The 16,197-nt window shown below is 68.3% G+C and carries 14 protein-coding genes, 1 pseudogene and 1 riboswitch; of the genes and pseudogenes, 11 read left to right on the forward strand and 4 right to left on the reverse strand.

The annotated features are described in order from the left end of the window. Nucleotides 1-100 precede the first annotated feature (100 nt). Together ACK4FB_RS13340 and ACK4FB_RS13345 are read right to left on the reverse strand one after the other, a co-directional pair. Nucleotides 101-415: pseudogene (locus tag ACK4FB_RS13340) on the reverse strand (Na+/H+ antiporter subunit C); the annotation flags it as partial. Between the two features lie 2 nt (nt 416-417). Continuing rightward, the gene (locus ACK4FB_RS13345) at nt 418-3,273 is read right to left on the reverse strand and encodes a monovalent cation/H+ antiporter subunit A (protein ID WP_409753181.1); all 2,856 of its coding nucleotides are present in this window, start codon (nt 3,271-3,273) and stop codon (nt 418-420) included. A gap of 149 nt (nt 3,274-3,422) precedes the next feature. On the opposite strand from ACK4FB_RS13345, the gene ACK4FB_RS13350 reads away from it, so the two are divergent. The 5 genes from ACK4FB_RS13350 (at nt 3,423) to gcvPB (ending at nt 8,623) form a co-directional block, all read left to right on the forward strand. Next, nucleotides 3,423-3,893 carry a low molecular weight protein-tyrosine-phosphatase gene (locus ACK4FB_RS13350; protein ID WP_409753184.1) on the forward strand — a complete coding sequence of 157 codons (471 nt, stop codon included), beginning with the start codon at nt 3,423-3,425 and terminating at the stop codon, nt 3,891-3,893. A 28-nt stretch (nt 3,894-3,921) separates the two neighbouring features. Then, nucleotides 3,922-4,020: riboswitch (glycine riboswitch) on the forward strand. Nucleotides 4,021-4,171: 151 nt separating this feature from the next. After that, the gene (gene gcvT / locus ACK4FB_RS13355; protein ID WP_409753187.1) at nt 4,172-5,284 is read left to right on the forward strand and encodes a glycine cleavage system aminomethyltransferase GcvT; all 1,113 of its coding nucleotides are present in this window, start codon (nt 4,172-4,174) and stop codon (nt 5,282-5,284) included. Between the two features lie 25 nt (nt 5,285-5,309). After that, nucleotides 5,310-5,675: a glycine cleavage system protein GcvH gene (gene gcvH / locus ACK4FB_RS13360; protein ID WP_021697338.1), complete on the forward strand. Its 366-nt coding sequence runs from the start codon at nt 5,310-5,312 to the stop codon at nt 5,673-5,675. A 27-nt stretch (nt 5,676-5,702) separates the two neighbouring features. Next, nucleotides 5,703-7,043: an aminomethyl-transferring glycine dehydrogenase subunit GcvPA gene (gcvPA, locus tag ACK4FB_RS13365; RefSeq protein WP_409753190.1), complete on the forward strand. Its 1,341-nt coding sequence runs from the start codon at nt 5,703-5,705 to the stop codon at nt 7,041-7,043. Beyond that, nucleotides 7,043-8,623 carry an aminomethyl-transferring glycine dehydrogenase subunit GcvPB gene (gene gcvPB / locus ACK4FB_RS13370; protein WP_409753193.1) on the forward strand — a complete coding sequence of 527 codons (1,581 nt, stop codon included), beginning with the start codon at nt 7,043-7,045 and terminating at the stop codon, nt 8,621-8,623. The genes gcvPA and gcvPB overlap by 1 nt, the downstream gene beginning before the upstream one ends. A gap of 55 nt (nt 8,624-8,678) precedes the next feature. On the opposite strand, the gene ACK4FB_RS13375 is transcribed toward gcvPB, so the two are convergent. Further along, nucleotides 8,679-9,128, reverse strand: coding sequence for an endonuclease domain-containing protein (locus ACK4FB_RS13375; RefSeq protein ID WP_409753196.1), 450 nt, complete (start codon nt 9,126-9,128; stop codon nt 8,679-8,681). Nucleotides 9,129-9,205: 77 nt separating this feature from the next. On the opposite strand from ACK4FB_RS13375, the gene ACK4FB_RS13380 reads away from it, so the two are divergent. After that, nucleotides 9,206-10,447: a multidrug effflux MFS transporter gene (locus tag ACK4FB_RS13380; protein WP_409753199.1), complete on the forward strand. Its 1,242-nt coding sequence runs from the start codon at nt 9,206-9,208 to the stop codon at nt 10,445-10,447. 179 nt (nt 10,448-10,626) lie between these two features. Continuing rightward, nucleotides 10,627-11,781, forward strand: coding sequence for an MFS transporter (locus ACK4FB_RS13385; protein WP_409753202.1), 1,155 nt, complete (start codon nt 10,627-10,629; stop codon nt 11,779-11,781). On the opposite strand, the gene ACK4FB_RS13390 is transcribed toward ACK4FB_RS13385, so the two are convergent. Then, entirely contained in the window at nt 11,778-12,554 is a 777-nt protein-coding gene (locus ACK4FB_RS13390; RefSeq protein ID WP_409753205.1) for a hypothetical protein, read from the reverse strand. The two genes, ACK4FB_RS13385 and ACK4FB_RS13390, sit on opposite strands and share 4 nt — an antisense overlap. A gap of 382 nt (nt 12,555-12,936) precedes the next feature. Here ACK4FB_RS13390 and rpsL point away from each other — a divergent pair, with 382 nt between their 5' ends. The 4 genes from rpsL to ACK4FB_RS13410 all read left to right on the forward strand — a co-directional run. After that, nucleotides 12,937-13,311 (forward strand): 30S ribosomal protein S12, encoded by a 375-nt coding sequence (rpsL, locus tag ACK4FB_RS13395; RefSeq protein ID WP_021697983.1) that lies wholly within the window; start codon nt 12,937-12,939, stop codon nt 13,309-13,311. A gap of 39 nt (nt 13,312-13,350) precedes the next feature. Then, nucleotides 13,351-13,824 (forward strand): 30S ribosomal protein S7, encoded by a 474-nt coding sequence (gene rpsG, locus ACK4FB_RS13400; RefSeq protein ID WP_021697984.1) that lies wholly within the window; start codon nt 13,351-13,353, stop codon nt 13,822-13,824. Between the two features lie 121 nt (nt 13,825-13,945). After that, nucleotides 13,946-16,024, forward strand: a complete 2,079-nt coding sequence (fusA, locus tag ACK4FB_RS13405; protein ID WP_409753208.1) for an elongation factor G — start codon at nt 13,946-13,948, stop codon at nt 16,022-16,024. 52 nt (nt 16,025-16,076) lie between these two features. Then, the coding region (locus ACK4FB_RS13410; protein WP_293345763.1) for a GTP-binding protein at nt 16,077-16,197 on the forward strand (121 nt) is incomplete at its 3' end.

Here is a 16,197-nt window from a genome sequence, read left to right on the forward strand (position 1 = left end):
CCTTCGGGCGACCTGGGGGGGGCGGCGCCTTCACCTCGGTGTCGGGGATGATGGAGTCGGCGTCGACGCCGTCCTCCACCGGGCGGACGGCGTCCGGCAGGCCGTCCACCTGATCGGTTCCGGTTTCGAGGTAGGCCCGCAGGGCCAGGATCACCACGAAGGCGGTCATGCCGAAGGCGATGACGATGGCGGTCAGCACAAGGGCCTGGGGCAGCGGGTCCGAATAGCCGGGCGCGGCGCTGTCATAGATCGGCGGAAGATCCACCACCACGCGCCCCATGGAGAACAGGAACACATTGATGGCGTAGGACAGGAAGGCCAGGCCCAGGACCACCGGGAAGGTGCGGCGGCGCAGGACCAGGTAGATGCCGGCCGCCGTCATGACGCCTATGGCGGTGGCGATCAGGAACTCCAGACTCATGACCTCGTCTCCATGGACGGGTCACGGGCGGGATCGATATCCATCGGGTGCTCGGAAGGCTGAAGGTTCTCGGCGCGCTGACCGACGCGGGACAGCTGGGCCAGGGCCAGCATGACGGCGCCCACCACGGTCAGCGCCACGCCGATGTCGAACAGCATGGCGGTGGCCAGCTCGAACTCGCCCACCACGGGCAGGGTGAAATAGTCGAAGGCGCTGGTCAGGAACGGCGCGCCGAACAGCATCGAGCCGACGCCGGTCAGGCCCGCGATCAGCACGCCCCAGCTGATCAGGTTGTGGTTGTCCGCGCGCAGGCGGGCGTCGGCCCAGCCCCAGCCGGAGGCCATGAACTGCATCAGCAGGGCGATGGAGAACACCAGTCCGGCGATGAAGCCGCCGCCGGGCTCGTTGTGGCCGCGCAGGAAGATGTACAGGCCCGCCATCAGGGCCAGGGGCAGCAACAGGCGGGTGGCCACCACCAGCATCATGGGGTGACGCTCAGGCGAGCGGATCAGGTCCGGCGTCCAGCCCGCCAGACGGCGTCCGGCCGCGCCCCGGTCGGCGGTGTCCAGCAGGGCGAAGATGGCCAGCGCCGCGATGCCCAGCACGATGATCTCGCCGAAGGTGTCGAAACCGCGGAAGTCCACGAGGATGACGTTGACCACATTGGTGCCGCCGCCGCCGGAATAGCTGTTCTCCCAGTGGAAGCGGGAGATGGACTCCATGCCGTCGCGGGTCATGACGGCCCAGGCCGCCGCGCCCACGCCCAGTCCGCCGGTGATCGCCAGCAGGCCATCGCGCAGCCTGCGTGGGATCGAGCTTTCCGCCGGCGAGGTCTTGGGCATCAGGTTCAGGGCCAGCAGCAGCAACAGGATGGTCACCACCTCCACCGAGATCTGGGTCAGGGCCAGGTCGGGGGCGGACAGATAGACGAAGGTCAGGGCGATGGTGGAGCCCACCACGCTGATGAAGATCAGCGACAGGAACCGCGCCCGGTGGGCGACCACCACGGCGAGGGTGGCGGCGATCAGCACCAGCCAGGCGATCATGGCGACGGGGGTGGCGGCGATGACCTCGCGCGTGCCCTCGCTGTGGCTCGCGGTGAAGAAACCGGCCAGGCCCACCACGATGGCGGTTCCCACGAAGAAGGCCAGGTAGCGCTGCAGGGAGCCGTTGTGGACTTTCAGGGTCAGGCGGCGACAGGCGGCGGCCAGGGCCTCCACGAAACCGTCGAACATGGCCTTGGCCTCGGGCACGCCGATGCGGGTCCAGATCGCTTCGAGATTGCGGTGACGCCACAGAAGCAGGGCGCCCGCGGCCACGGCGATGATGCTCATGAACAGGGCCGGGGTCACGCCGTGCCAGAGGGTCAGCGAGTAGTAGGGCAGGTCCGCGCCGATCACGGCGCCGGCCGTCGCCGCCACGATGGGGCCGGCGAACAGGGCGGGCATGAGGCCGATCAGGACCACCAGCGCGGTCAGGACCGCGGGCGGGCCCCACAGGCCGACGCCCGGATCGTGGGGTTTCTTCGGATAGTCGTCGCGCTTCGGCCCGAAATAGACGTGGATCACGTAGCGCAGCGAATAGGCCACCGACAGGGTCGCGCCGAGGGTGGCGAGCACCGGGAACACCCACGGCTGGCCCAGCCAGACGGTGTGGGCGGCTTCCTCCAGCATCATCTCCTTGGAGATGAAGCCGTTCAACGGCGGAATGCCCGCCATGGACAGGCCCGCGATCAGGGCCAGGGTCCCGGCGATGGGCATGAGACTGAACAGCCCGCCCAGACGCTTGAGATCGCGGGTGCCCGCCTCGTGATCGACGATGCCCGCGTTCATGAACAGGGCGGCCTTGAAGGTGGCGTGGTTGATGATGTGGAACACGCCGACCACCGCCGCGATGGGGGTGCCCAGACCGAACAGCATGGTCAGGAAGCCCAGATGGCTGACCGTGGAATAGGCCAGCAGGCCCTTCAGGTCGTCCTTGAACAGGGCGATGCAGGCGGCGACCACCATGGTGACGAGGCCGGTGGAGGCCACGATCAGGAACCAGGCGTCCGTGCCCGCCAGCACCGGCCACAGGCGGGCCAGCATGAAGACGCCCGCCTTCACCATGGTGGCCGAGTGCAGATAGGCGCTGACCGGCGTGGGGGCGGCCATGGCGTGGGGCAGCCAGAAGTGGAACGGGAACTGGGCCGACTTGGTGAAACAGCCGCCGAGGATCAGGATCAGGGCGGGCAGGTACAGCGGCGAGGCCTGGATCGCCTCGCGGTTTTGCAGGATCACGGTCAGGTCGTAGGACCCGGCGATATTGCCCAGGATCATCAGGCCGCCGATCAGGCTGAGCCCGCCCGCGCCGGTGATCGCCAGGGCCATGCGCGCGCCCTGACGCCCCTCGGGCAGGTGACGCCAGAAGCCGATCAGCAGGAAGGACGACAGGCTGGTCAGCTCCCAGAAGATCAGCAGAAGCAGGACGTTGTCCGACAGCACGATGCCCAGCATCGCGCCCTGGAACAGCAGCAGATAGGTGAAGAACCGCCCCATGGGGTCGGCCTTGGACAGGTAGAACCGGGCGTAGATGATGATCAGCAGGCCGATGCCCAGGATCATGCCGGCGAACATCAGGCCCAGAGGATCAAGGAAGAAATTGGCGTTCAGCCCCAGGGACGGGATCCAGTCCATGCGGGCCTGGATCACCTCGCCCGCCATGACCGCCGGGGCCATGGTCGCCAGGATGATGATGGCCGACAGCGTCACCAAACCGGCGGCAAGGGCGCAGGCGTCGCGGCCCGCGCGGATGGCGAGGGCGGGCGCCAGGGCGCCGATCAGCGGCAGGACAGCCAGGAAGGCAAGCAGCAAGGCGGCTCCTCGGAATCAGCCCGGAACAACGATCACCCGTTTCCGAAGGCGTTTTGCTAGCGGGTAACGGCTGCGTTTAGAAGACCCGGGCGTCCGATTTCCGCGCGGCGCGACGGGTTTGCGCGCGGCAAGAATAAAGAGTGGTCCCGATGTCGAAAATCGCTGTCCTGTTCGTGTGTCTGGGCAACATCTGTCGTTCGCCCCTGGCCGAGGCGGCGTTCCGGCTGGAGGCGGAGCGGCTGGGGCTGGCGGTGGACGTCGATTCGGCGGGTACGGGGGGCTGGCATCAGGGCGAGCCGCCGGACCCCAGGGCCCAGGCCGTCGCCCGTCGCAACGGCGTGGACATCGGCGGCTACCGGGCGCGGCGGGTGAGGGGGGACGACTTCGACCGCTTCACCCACATCGTGGCCATGGACGGCGAAAATCTCGCCAATCTGGAACGACTGAGACCGCCCGGCGCGCAGGCCGAGCTCAGCCTGATGCTGGATCACGCGGGCCGGGCGGGGGAGCCGGTGGAGGATCCGTATTACGGCGGCGACGACGGTTTCGACGTGACCTGGGCCGACGTCAGGGCGGCGGCGCGTGGACTGGCGCAGGCCCTGCGGCACGGCGGCGCTTGACTCCGAAGGGTTCCGCGCACAGGGAAGACGGGCTCTCGCGGGAGAGATCGAGGTCCTGATTCCGGGCCTCGGAGCCGAAGGCGCAACCGCCCCGGAAACGCTCAGGCAAAAGGACCGCGACGGCTCAGGAACGCTGGAAAGCAGCCTTCGGGCTCGCCGACGGAGCAAGGCGCCATACGCTCGGCGCCGGAATCTCTCAGGCTTCAGGACAGCGGGGGCGCGTGACGGGCGAAGCTTCGCCCGGTGCGCCGCCGACCCACCTCAGCCGGAGCGCGCCCATGAGCGACCAGATTCTGAAGACCACGCCGCTGAACGCCGCGCACCGATTGCTGGGCGCGCGCATGGTGCCGTTCGCGGGCTATGACATGCCGGTCCAGTACGAGGGCGTGCTGGCCGAGCACCGCTGGACCCGCGAGCACGCCGGCCTGTTCGACGTCTCGCACATGGGCCAGGCCAAGCTGACCGGCGCGGACGCCGTGGCGCAGTTCGAGCGCTTCGTGCCCGGCGACTATGAAATCCTGAAAGCGGGCCGCCAGAAATACTCCCTGCTGCTGAACGACCAGGGCGGGATCATGGACGACCTGATGGCGGGCAAGCCCGACCACGACGGCCTGTTCATCGTGGTCAACGCCGCCTGCAAGGACGCCGACTTCGCCCATATCGAGGCGGGGCTTCAGGGCGACGCCAAGCTGACCCGGCTGGACCGGGCCCTGCTGGCGATCCAGGGGCCGGAAGCCGCCGAGGTGATGGCGGCGCACGAGCCGGTGCTGGCGGATTTCGGCTTCATGGACTGTGCGCGGCTGATGCTGTTCGGCGCGGACTGCTTTGTTTCGCGCTCGGGCTACACCGGCGAGGACGGCTACGAGATCTCGGTGCCGGCGGATCAGGCCGAGCGCATCTGGAACACTATCCTCGAAGACGCGCGGGTCAAACCCATCGGCCTGGGCGCGCGGGACTCGCTGCGGCTGGAGGCGGGTTTGCCGCTGTACGGCCACGACGCCGACGAGACCACCAGCCCGGTGGAGGCCGCCCTGACCTTCGCCCTGTCGAAGTCGCGCAAGGAGCGCGCCGACTTCCCCGGCGCCGACCGTATCGCGAAGGAGCTGGACGGCGGCCTGTCGCGGGTCCGCGTCGGCCTGCACGTCAAGGAAGGCGCCCCGGCCCGTGAAGGCGCGGAGATCGCCGATGCGGACGGCAAGGTCATCGGCAAGGTGACCTCGGGCGGGCCGTCGCCGACACTCGGCAAGAACATCGCCATGGGCTATGCGCCGCCGGCGTTCTCGGAGATCGGGACCGCCCTGACCGTCATCGTGCGCGGCAAGCCGCTGGCCGCCGAGGTGGTCGCCACGCCGTTCGTCGCCAACCGCTATTATCGCAAACCCAGGTCCTGATTTCAGGCCCGCAAGGAACCAGCCAATGCGTTACACCAAGGAACATGAGTGGGTCCGTCTGGACGGCGACGTCGCCACCGTCGGCATCTCCAAGCACGCCGCCGATGCGCTGGGCGACGTGGTGTTCGTCGAGACCCCGGAAGTGGGCAAGACCGTGAAGGCGGGCGACAGCTTCGCCGTGGTCGAGAGCGTCAAGGCGGCCTCGGACGTCTACGCCCCCGTCGCCGGTGAAGTGGTCGAGGCCAACGCCGTGCTGGCCTCGGCCCCCGAGACGGTCAACGCCGACCCGCAGGGCGACGGCTGGTTCGCCCGGATCAAGGTGGCCGACGCCTCGGCGCTGGACGCCCTGATGGATCAGGCGGCCTACGACCAGTATCTGACCACGCTCTAAAGCCCTTTCAGCACGGACCTCCCCGCCATGCGCTACCTCCCCCTGACGCCCGACGACCGCGCGGCCATGCTGGCCGCCATCGGGGCGAAATCCGTGGATGACCTGTTCGTGGACGTGCCCCAGGCGGCGCGGCGCGACGGCTTTGTGGACCTGCCCCGCGTGATGGGGGAGCTTGAGGTCGAGCGCGCCCTCAAGCGCATGGCGGGGAAGAACACCGCGGCGGGGGATGCGCCGTTCTTCTGCGGGGCCGGGGCCTATCGCCACCATGTGCCGGCGACGGTGGACCACATCATCCAGCGGTCCGAGTTCCTGACCAGCTACACGCCCTATCAGCCGGAAATCGCCCAGGGCACGCTGCAGTATCTGTACGAATTCCAGACCCAGGTGGCGAACCTGACCGGCATGGCGGTCGCCAACGCCTCGCTCTATGACGGCTCAACCGCCATGGCCGAGGGCGTGCTGATGGCCACGCGGGTGACGCGCCGGAACAAGGCGGTGATCTCGGGCGGCGTGCACCCGCACTATGTGTCGGCCACCGAGACGGTGGTGCACGCGGTGGGGGTCGAGACCCAGGCGCTGGACCCGGCCATCGACGCCGAGGACGCGGTGATCGCGGCCATCGACGCCGACACCGCCTGCGTGGTGGTGCAGACGCCGAACGTGTTCGGCACGGCCACCGACGTGACGAAGATCGCCGAGGCGGCCCAGGCCGCCGGCGCCCTGCTGATCGTGGTGGTGACCGAGGTGGTCTCGCTGGGCCTGCTGAAGTCGCCGGGCGAGATGGGCGCGGACATCGTGGCGGCCGAGGGCCAGTCCATCGGCAATGCGCTGAACTTCGGCGGCCCGTACGTCGGACTGTTCGCCACCCGCGACAAGCTGGTGCGCCAGATGCCCGGCCGCCTGTGCGGCGAGACGGCGGACGCGGAGGGGCGGCGCGGCTTCGTCCTGACCCTGTCCACCCGCGAGCAGCACATTCGCCGCGACAAGGCGACGTCGAACATCTGCACCAACTCCGGGCTCTGCTCGCTGGCGTTCACCATCCACATGAGCCTGCTCGGCGAGACGGGCCTGCGCCGCATGGCCCTGCTGAACCACGAGAAGGCGCTGGCGACCCGCGATGCGGTGGCGTCGGTGCCGGGCGTGGAGGTGCTGACTCCGCGCTTCTTCAACGAGTTCGCGGTGAAGCTGCCCAGGAACGCCGCCGAGGTGGTCGACCAGCTGGCCGAGCGCGGCGTGCTGGCGGGCGTGCCCTATGGCCGCCTGAACCCCGGCGCCCGCTTCGACGACGTGCTGCTGATCGCGGCCACCGAGACCACGACGGATGACGACATCCAATCCCTGAAGACCGCCCTGGCGGAGGTTCTGTGATGAGCACCATGAACACTGTGGGACGCCCCACGACGCCGAACGAAGTCTCGACCAAGCCCGACACCCTGACGGGCGGTCGCGGCCTGCTGCAGGACGAGGCGCTGATCTTTGAGGGCGAGGGCTGGGGCAAGACCGGCGTCGACCTGCCGGAGCCGAAGACCGACGGCGGCGATCTGGGCGGTCTGGTGCGGGCCGATCCCATCGGCCTGCCGGGCCTGAGCGAGCCCGAGGCCATGCGCCACTATGTGCGGCTGAGCCAGAAGAACCACGCCATCGATCTGGCCATTTATCCGCTGGGCTCGTGCACCATGAAGCACAACCCGCGCCTGAACGAGAAGATGGCGCGCCTGCCGGGCTTCTCGGACATCCACCCGCTGCAGCCGCAGTCCACGGTGCAGGGCGCGCTGGAGCTGATGGACTCCCTGTCGCACTGGCTGACCAGCCTGACCGGCATGCCGGCGGTGGCGCTGTCGCCCAAGGCCGGCGCCCACGGCGAGCTGTGCGGCCTGATGGCCATTCGCGCGGCGCACCGGGCGGCGGGTCACGGCCTGCGCTCGGACAAGCCCCGCAACAAGGTGCTGGTGCCCACCAGCGCCCACGGCACCAATCCCGCCACCGCCGCCTTCGTCGGCTATCAGGTGGTGGAGATCGCCCAGACCGACGACGGGCGCGTGGATCTGGCGGATCTGGAGGCCAGGCTGGGCGACGACGTGGCCGCCATCATGGTGACCAATCCCAACACCTGCGGCCTGTTCGAGCGGGACATTCTGGAGATCAGCCGCCTGACCCACGAGGCGGGGGCGTATTTCTACTGTGACGGCGCCAATTTCAACGCCATCGTCGGCCGGGTGCGGCCGGGCGATCTGGGCGTCGACGCCATGCACATCAACCTGCACAAGACCTTCTCCACGCCCCACGGCGGCGGCGGACCGGGCGCGGGCCCGGTGGTGCTGTCCGAGGCGCTGGCCCCGTTCGCCCCGGCCCCCTGGGTGGTCGGCGGCAAGGACGGCTTCAAGCTGCTGGAGTTCGCCGAGGACGAGGCGGAACAGGCGTTCGGCCGCCTGTGCGCCTTCCAGGGCCAGATGGGCATGTATGTGCGCGCGCTCAGCTACATGATGAGCCACGGCTCGGACGGCCTGCGTCAGGTGGCCGAGGACGCGGTGCTGAACGCCAACTACATCAAGGCCCGCCTTGAGGACCTGATGAGCCCGGCCTTCCCCGAGGGGCCGTGCATGCACGAGGCCCTGTTCGACGACGAATGGCTGAAGGGCACGGACATCACCACCCTCGATTTCGCCAAGGCGATGATCGACGAGGGCTTCCACCCCATGACCATGTATTTCCCGCTGGTGGTGCACGGGGCGATGCTGATCGAGCCCACCGAGACGGAGTCCAAGGCCGAGCTGGACCGCTTCATCGAGGCCATGCGCGCGCTGGCGACGGCGGCCAAGGCCGGCGACGTGGACCGCTTCAAGGGCGCCCCGTTCCACGCCCCCATGCGGCGTCTGGACGAAACCCGCGCCGCCCGCCAGCCGGTGCTGCGCTGGACCGCGCCGGAGGGCTCGAACCGGGCGGCGTAAATCCTCCCCCTTTGGGGGAGGGGGACCGCGAAGCGGTGGAGGGGGTGTTTCCGCTTCACCGCTGTGCTCGGGTCGCCCCTAGCGCGACGCACAACCCGGCCAGCACCCCATCCAGATTTCCGAGCACCTCGCGCGCTGGAATGCGCAGCACCCGAACGCCGCAGCTTTCCAGCCATCGCGTGCGGCGCTGGTCGTGCTCGACCTTGTCCGGATGGTCGTGAGCCGATCCGTCGATCTCCACGGCCAGCCGCGCCTCTGCGCAGTAGAAATCGAGGATGTACGGGCCGAGCGGATGCTGGCGGCGGAAACGCCGGCCATCCATGCGGCGACCGCGCAAAGCGTTCCAGAGGATCACCTCGGGCAAGGTCAACTTGCGACGAAGCTGACGGGCCCGGGTGACGGTTTCCTTCGTGGCGTCCATGAGGCGGATATTATGGTCAAGGTTGTTCGGCGGACAGGTCTTTTGATCGTGCGGCGGATGGACCCCCTCCACCATGCTTCGCATGGTCCCCCTCCCCCAAGGGGGGAGGATTTTTCCTTCTCGCCCTAGCTTCCGTCACATCGTGCGCCGATATGGGGCCGATGTCCGCGCCAGCCTCCCCTTCGTCCGCCCCGCCGCATCCCGGTCTGGGGTTCAGGGCCTTTGTCGTCACCATCGCCGCCCTGATGGCGCTGAACGCCCTGGCCATCGACGCCATGCTGCCGGCCCTGCCGCAGATCGGGTCGGACCTGGGCGTGCTGGCGGACAATGACCGGCAGTGGGTGGTGACCGCCTATCTGCTGGGCTTCGGCGGGGCGCAGATCGTCTATGGGCCGCTGGCCGACCGGTTCGGGCGCAAGCCGCTGCTGCTGATCGGCCTCGGGATCTACACCCTGTTCGGCCTGATCGCGGCCCTGGCGCCCACCTTCGACAGCCTGCTGATCGCGCGGGCCCTGCAGGGCGTGGGGGCGGCGGCGCTGCGGGTGCTGGCGGTGTCCATCGTGCGCGACTGCTACTCCGGCCGGACCATGGCCCGGGTCATGTCGCTGGCCTTTATCGTCTTCCTGGGCGTGCCGATCATCGCGCCCAGCCTGGGCCAGCTGGTGCTGTTCTTCGCCGAGTGGCGGGCCATCTTCCTGGTGCTGGGCGCGGCGGGCGCGGCGGGGCTGGTCTGGTGCGCCTTCAAGCTGCCGGAGACCCTGCACCCCGAGTATCGCCTGCCCATCAAAATCAGCCGCATCGCGGCGGGCTTCCGCGAGAGCCTGACCCATCGCCAGGCGGTGGGCTACATGCTGGGCATGATGATGATCACCGGCGCCCTGTTCGGCTTCATCAACTCGGCCCAGCAGATCTTCGCCGACACCTTCGGGCGGCCCAATGTCTTCCCCATCGCCTTCGCGGGCATTGCGGGGGCCATCGCCGTGGCCTCGATCCTTAATGCGCGGCTGGTGGAGCGGCTGGGCATGCGGTTCCTGTCGCACCTGGCCCTGTTCGGCTTCACCGGCATGGCGGCGCTGCACGTGCTGGTCTCCGCCATGGGCCATGAGACCCTGTGGACCTTCATCGCCCTGCAGGCCGCCACCATGCTGTTCTTCGGCCTGGTGCCCGGCAATTTCGGGGCCATGGCCATGCAGCCGCTGGGCCATATCGCGGGCACGGCGTCCTCGGTGCAGGGACTGATCACCACCGTGGGCGGGGCCCTGATCGGCTTCTTCATCGGCCAGCAGTACGACGGCTCGACCCTGCCCCTGTCCCTGGGCTTCGTGGTCTGCGGTCTGGGGGCGCTGGTGTTCGTGCTGTGGGCCGAGAAGGGCCGGCTGTTCCGGCGGCAGGACACGGCCTGATCCGTTTTTCCGCTCATCCCCGCGAAAGCGGGGACCCAGTTCTGTCCAGCTGCACCTGTATTTCAGGACCGGCGCCGTGGATATCCTTTGCCCGCTGCAACACCCAAAGGACTGGGTTCCCGCTTTCGCGGGAATGAGCGGCTGGTTGTGTAACCCGCCCGCCTGCTAAAGGCCCGGCCATGAGCACCGCCTGGCGCAATGCGCTGCACTACATCCTGCTGTTCGGCGCCACCGGCGTCAGCCTGCCGTTCGCCGGCCTGTGGTTCCAGTCCCAGGGGCTGAGCGGGGCCGAGATCGGGACCCTGCTGGCGGCGCCCATGCTGGCGCGGCTGGTGACCGGGCCCATGATCGCGGTCTGGGCCGACGGCTTCGCCCTGCGCCGCACCGCCATCGCCATCCTCAGCGTGGTGGCGGCGCTCGGATACGGAGCGGCGGGGCTGGTGGAGGGTTTCGCCCTGTGGCTGCCCTTGTGGTTCATCGGGGCCACGGCGGCGGCGGCGGTGATCCCCCTGGCCGACGTGCTGACCCTGAGGGGCGCCGCGCGCGAGGGATTCACCTTCGCCGCCCCGCGCAGCGCCGGGTCTCTGGCCTTCGTGGTCGCCAATGTGGCCATGGGGGCGCTGCTGCTGCGCGCCTCGCCCGACGTGATCATCGTCTGGATCGCCGCCGCCTGTCTGATCGGCGCGGTGGTCGCCCTCACCGTCCTGCCCGCCGAGCGGGTCCGGGAGGGCGCCGCCCCGCCGAAGCGAGAGCGATTCCGGGGCCTGGGCGCCCTGGTCGCCGACCCGGTGTTCATGACCGCCATCCTGGCCGTGGGCGCCATCCAGGCCACCCACGCCTTCCTGTACGGATTCTCGGCCATCGAGTGGAAGGCGCGGGGCATCCCGGAGTCCATGACCGGCATGCTGTGGGGCTTCAGCGTCATCGCCGAGGTGCTGTTCATGTGGATGGTGGAGCCCTGGCGGCGGCGGCGCGGCATCGGGCCGTGGCTGCTGCTGATGATCGGGGGCGCGGCGGCTGTGGTGCGCTGGGTCGCCCTGGCCTTAATGCCGCCCCTGTGGCTGCTGTGGCCGCTGCAGGCCCTGCATGCGCTCAGCTTCGCTGCGACGTTCCTGGCCGGATTGCAGATCGTGGAGCGTCTGGCGCCCTCCGCCAACCAGACGGCGGCCCAGACCCTGCTGTCAGCCCTGTCTTCCGGCGTGCTGATCGGGCTGGCGACCCTGATGGCGGGACCGCTGTATGATGCTTACGGGGCGCTGGGGTATCTGGCCATGGCGGTGCTGGCGGGGCTGGGCCTGATGGCCGGGTGGCGGGTGCGCGGGGCGCTGGCCTAATCCTCGTCCACCCGGTTGCTGCGCTGACGGATGGGGGTTTCGGCCCCCTGGCGCATGTCCACCCCCGGCACCTCGCGCAGGTGGGCGCCCGCACAGCCCATGCCAAGGTTTGAGCCGGGGCAGTCGCCGGGCCCGACCACGCCGGTTCCGCCCGGCAGCGGCGCGCGCTGCGCTTCATAGCGGGCGATGTTGGCGCGACCCTGACGGGCGAAGCCTTCGTCACGTTCGGGATCGCCGCTGCCGCGAATGGCCGGAGCGTCGCCGGCGCCGGTGAAGCGCTCGTCGCAGGCGGCGCGCTCGGCGGGCGTCATCTGGTTGCGGGGGCGGCTGCACGCCAGGCCGGAAGAGCGCAGGGCCCGGGCCACCTGGTCCCCGGCGGCGTCGGGTGTCACAAGCCAGCGCGGCTCCACGTCCTGATCCGCCGCAGAGGGCCGGACCGGCAGACGCAGCGCCTCAAGCCGGCGGCGCTCTTCCTCGTCCTCAATACGCTCGGGCGCGCGCAGGCGAATTTCCCGGGTGAGGGCGGGCGCGTCGCGAGGCTCCTCGATCACCGTGACGGGGGTTTCGCGCGGCGTCTCGCCTCGCAACATGGGCCGGGGCTCAATCCGGATGTAGAGGGGCTCGGGCGGCGACCTGTAGCCGGACATGTCCAGGCCGGTCCGCATGCCCACTGTGACCAGCAGGGCCAGGTGCAGCGCCAGCGACCCGGCCATGACGGTGGTCAGGGCCCTGTTACGCGCCGCGAGTCTGCCAAGACGTGTCACTGCGGACATGGCCCCTCAATCGTCCACCCGCAGCCCAGCCCAAGGCCAAGCTAGGGGAGGGGGCCGGATGTGGCAAACGCTTTCACGCGCTTGACCTTTTGCGGGTCAAAGCGTAAACGGCGCGCACTTCGAGGCATGGGCGGTCCGCCGTCTGCTGATCTCGTGACAATCGAACGGACGGGCTGAGCCCGCCGGAACGCCCGAAGCGCGCGTTCCGGCCCATTGTGCTTGTCGCGCCGGTTCGCCGGAGGCGGCGAACCGGGGGCTGTTTGAGCGCACGGTCGGTCTCGATAACAGCCCGGGCGCGGTTTTCGGCCACGTCCAAAAGAAGGAACGCGAGGCGCCCCGGCCGACAGGCACACGCCTCCATCGCAGAAGAGACCAGACACGAATGCCTACGATCAACCAGCTGATCCGCAAGCCTCGCAAGCCCAAGCCCGTGCGCAACAAGGTGCCGGCCCTGGAGGGTTCGCCCCAGCGTCGCGGCGTCTGCACCCGCGTCTATACGACGACCCCGAAGAAGCCCAACTCGGCGCTTCGTAAGGTGGCCAAGGTCCGCCTGGCCAAGAACGGCTACGAAGCCGTGTGCTACATCCCCGGCGAGGGTCACAATCTTCAGGAGCACTCGGTGGTCCTGATTCGCGGCGGCCGCGTGAAGGACCTTCCCGGCGTCCGCTACCACATCCTGCGCGGCGTGCTGGACACGCAAGGCGTGAAGGACCGCAAGCAGCGCCGTTCGCACTACGGCGCGAAGCGTCCGAAGTAAGCCCTGCGCGTCCAGAATATTATTTAAGAGGATAACCCCATGTCCCGTCGTCACCGCGCACAGAAGCGTGAAGTTCTGCCGGATCCCAAGTACGGTGATCTGATCGTCACCAAGTTCATGAATTACGTCATGTACGAGGGCAAGAAGGCCGTCGCCGAGAACATCGTCTACGGCGCCTTCGAAATCCTGGCCGAGAAGAAGAAGGACCAGGAGCCGGTCGCGACCTTCCACTCGGCGCTGGAAAACGTCGCTCCGGCGGTCGAGGTCCGGTCGCGCCGGGTCGGCGGCGCCACCTATCAGGTGCCGGTCGAGGTTCGCCCCGATCGCCGTCGCGCCCTGGCCATCCGCTGGCTGGTCAACGCCGCGCGCAACCGCGGCGAGAACACCATGACCGAAAAGCTGGCCGCCGAGCTGCTGGACGCCGCCAACAACCGCGGCACCGCGGTCAAGAAGCGCGAAGACACCCACAAGATGGCCGAAGCCAACCGCGCCTTCTCTCACTACCGCTGGTAAGCCGGATTTCCGGCTGACGGCCCTTCAAGAAGCGGGCGGTTTGCGTTAGACCGCCCGCGCTCCTGAAGACCCCTCCCTGACCCAGGCGCCGGATCGGCGCCGAACACCCGAGTTTTCGAATATGGCCCGCATCAACAAGATCGAGGATTACCGCAACTTCGGCATCATGGCCCACATCGACGCGGGCAAGACGACGACGACCGAGCGGATTCTCTATTACACCGGCAAGTCCCACAAGATCGGCGAAGTCCACGACGGCGCCGCGACCATGGACTGGATGGACCAGGAGCAGGAGCGCGGCATCACCATCACGTCCGCCGCGACGACCGCCTTCTGGAAAGAGAAGCGCCTCAACATCATCGACACCCCGGGCCACGTGGACTTCACCATTGAAGTCGAGCGCTCGCTGCGCGTGCTCGACGGCGCGGTGACCGTGCTGGACGGCAACGCCGGCGTGGAGCCCCAGACCGAGACTGTCTGGCGCCAGGCCGACAAGTACCGCGTGCCGCGCATCATCTTCGTCAACAAGATGGACAAGCTGGGCGCCGACTTCGAAACCTCGGTTCAGTCGATCCGCGACCGCCTGGGCGTGAAGGCCGTTCCGATCCAGCTGCCGGTCGGTCAGGAATCCGACCTGCGCGGCATCGTCGATCTGGTGCGCATGAAGGCGATCATCTGGGAAAACGACGGCCTGGGCGCCGAGTTCTCCGAGGAAGAGATCCCCGCTGATCTGGTCGAGAAGGCCACGGCCGCCCGCAGCTATCTGATCGAGAGCGCCGTCGAACTCGACGACGAGGCGATGGAAGCCTACCTGGAAGGCAACGAGCCCTCCGAGGACGTAATCAAGAAGTGCCTGCGCAAGGCGGTTCTGACGGCGGCCTTCTATCCGATCCTGTGCGGCTCGGCGTTCAAGAACAAGGGCGTGCAGCCGCTGCTGGACGCAGTGGTCGATTATCTGCCGTCGCCGCTGGACATCCCCCCGACTCCGGGCCTGGACTACAAGACCGAAGAGCCGGTCGTCCGTCACGCCTCGGACGACGAGCCGCTGTCGGTTCTGGCGTTCAAGATCATGGACGACCCCTTCGTCGGTTCGCTGACCTTCTGCCGCATCTACTCCGGCAAGATGGAAACGGGCATGGGCCTGCTGAACTCGACCCGCGACAAGAAAGAGCGCGTCGGCCGCATGCTGCTGATGCACTCCAACAACCGTGAGGACATCAAGGAAGCCTACGCCGGCGACATCGTCGCCCTGGCCGGCCTGAAGGACACCCGCACCGGTGACACCCTGTGCGACCCGGTCAAGTCGCCCGTCATCCTTGAGAAGATGGAGTTCCCGGCGCCGGTCATCGAGATCGCCGTCGAGCCCAAGACCAAGGCCGACCAGGAGAAGCTGGGCGTCGCCCTGGCCAAGCTGGCGTCCGAGGATCCGTCCTTCACCGTCTCCACCGACCACGAGTCGGGCCAGACGATCCTGAAGGGCATGGGCGAGCTGCACCTGGACATCAAGATCGACATCCTGAAGCGCACCTACAAGGTCGAGGCGACCATCGGCGCGCCGCAGGTGGCCTACCGCGAGTCCCTCGGCAAGGCCGCCGAGATCGACTACACGCACAAGAAGCAGACCGGCGGCACGGGTCAGTTCGCCCGCATCAAGATGCTGTTCGAGCCGGGCGAGCCGGGTTCGGGCTTCGTGTTCGAGTCCAAGATCGTCGGCGGCAACGTGCCCAAGGAATATATCCCGGGCGTCCAGAAGGGCATCGAGTCCGCCAAGGACAACGGCCTGCTGGCCGGCTTCCCGCTGATCGACTTCAAGGCCACCCTGATCGACGGCGCCTACCACGACGTGGACTCCTCGGTGCTGGCGTTTGAAATCGCTTCGCGCGCCGCCTTCAAGGAACTGCGCACCCAGGGCGCGCCCAAGCTGCTGGAACCGATCATGGCCGTCGAGGTCGTGACCCCGGAGGAGTATCTGGGTTCGGTCATCGGCGACCTGAACGGCCGTCGCGGCATGATCCAGGGCCAGGACGTGCGCGGCAACGCCACCGTCGTGAACGCCTTCGTGCCGCTGGCCAACATGTTCGGCTACGTCAACAACCTGCGCGGCATGTCGCAAGGCCGCGCGCAGTTCACCATGCAGTACGACCACTATGACCCGGTGCCGCAACACGTCGCCGACGAAGTGATCAAGAAGTACGCCTAACCCACACCCCCAACCTTAAAGGACCCCGTTTGGGGGACAGGAGCTAAGAGATATGGCCAAGGAAAAGTTCGAACGTAACAAGCCGCACTGCAACATCGGCACGATCGGCCACGTTGACCACGGCAAGACGACGCTGACGGCGGCGATCACGATGACGCTGGCGAAGGCCGGCG

The sequence above is a fragment of the Brevundimonas sp. genome, assembly GCF_046299535.1.
GTDB lineage: Bacteria > Pseudomonadota > Alphaproteobacteria > Caulobacterales > Caulobacteraceae > Brevundimonas.

Bases quoted from the DNA above. Each gene is read 5' to 3' on its own strand.
- ACK4FB_RS13350 (WP_409753184.1), top strand. From the start codon at position 3,423: ATGTCGAAAATCGCTGTCCTGTTCGTGTGTCTGGGCAACATCTGTCGT.
- gcvT (WP_409753187.1), top strand. From the start codon at position 4,172: ATGAGCGACCAGATTCTGAAGACCACGCCGCTGAACGCCGCGCACCGA.
- gcvH (WP_021697338.1), top strand. From the start codon at position 5,310: ATGCGTTACACCAAGGAACATGAGTGGGTCCGTCTGGACGGCGACGTC.
- gcvPA (WP_409753190.1), top strand. From the start codon at position 5,703: ATGCGCTACCTCCCCCTGACGCCCGACGACCGCGCGGCCATGCTGGCC.
- gcvPB (WP_409753193.1), top strand. From the start codon at position 7,043: ATGAGCACCATGAACACTGTGGGACGCCCCACGACGCCGAACGAAGTC.
- ACK4FB_RS13375 (WP_409753196.1), bottom strand. From the start codon at position 9,128: ATGCGAAGCATGGTGGAGGGGGTCCATCCGCCGCACGATCAAAAGACC.
- ACK4FB_RS13380 (WP_409753199.1), top strand. From the start codon at position 9,206: ATGTCCGCGCCAGCCTCCCCTTCGTCCGCCCCGCCGCATCCCGGTCTG.
- ACK4FB_RS13385 (WP_409753202.1), top strand. From the start codon at position 10,627: ATGAGCACCGCCTGGCGCAATGCGCTGCACTACATCCTGCTGTTCGGC.
- ACK4FB_RS13390 (WP_409753205.1), bottom strand. From the start codon at position 12,554: ATGTCCGCAGTGACACGTCTTGGCAGACTCGCGGCGCGTAACAGGGCC.
- rpsL (WP_021697983.1), top strand. From the start codon at position 12,937: ATGCCTACGATCAACCAGCTGATCCGCAAGCCTCGCAAGCCCAAGCCC.
- rpsG (WP_021697984.1), top strand. From the start codon at position 13,351: ATGTCCCGTCGTCACCGCGCACAGAAGCGTGAAGTTCTGCCGGATCCC.
- fusA (WP_409753208.1), top strand. From the start codon at position 13,946: ATGGCCCGCATCAACAAGATCGAGGATTACCGCAACTTCGGCATCATG.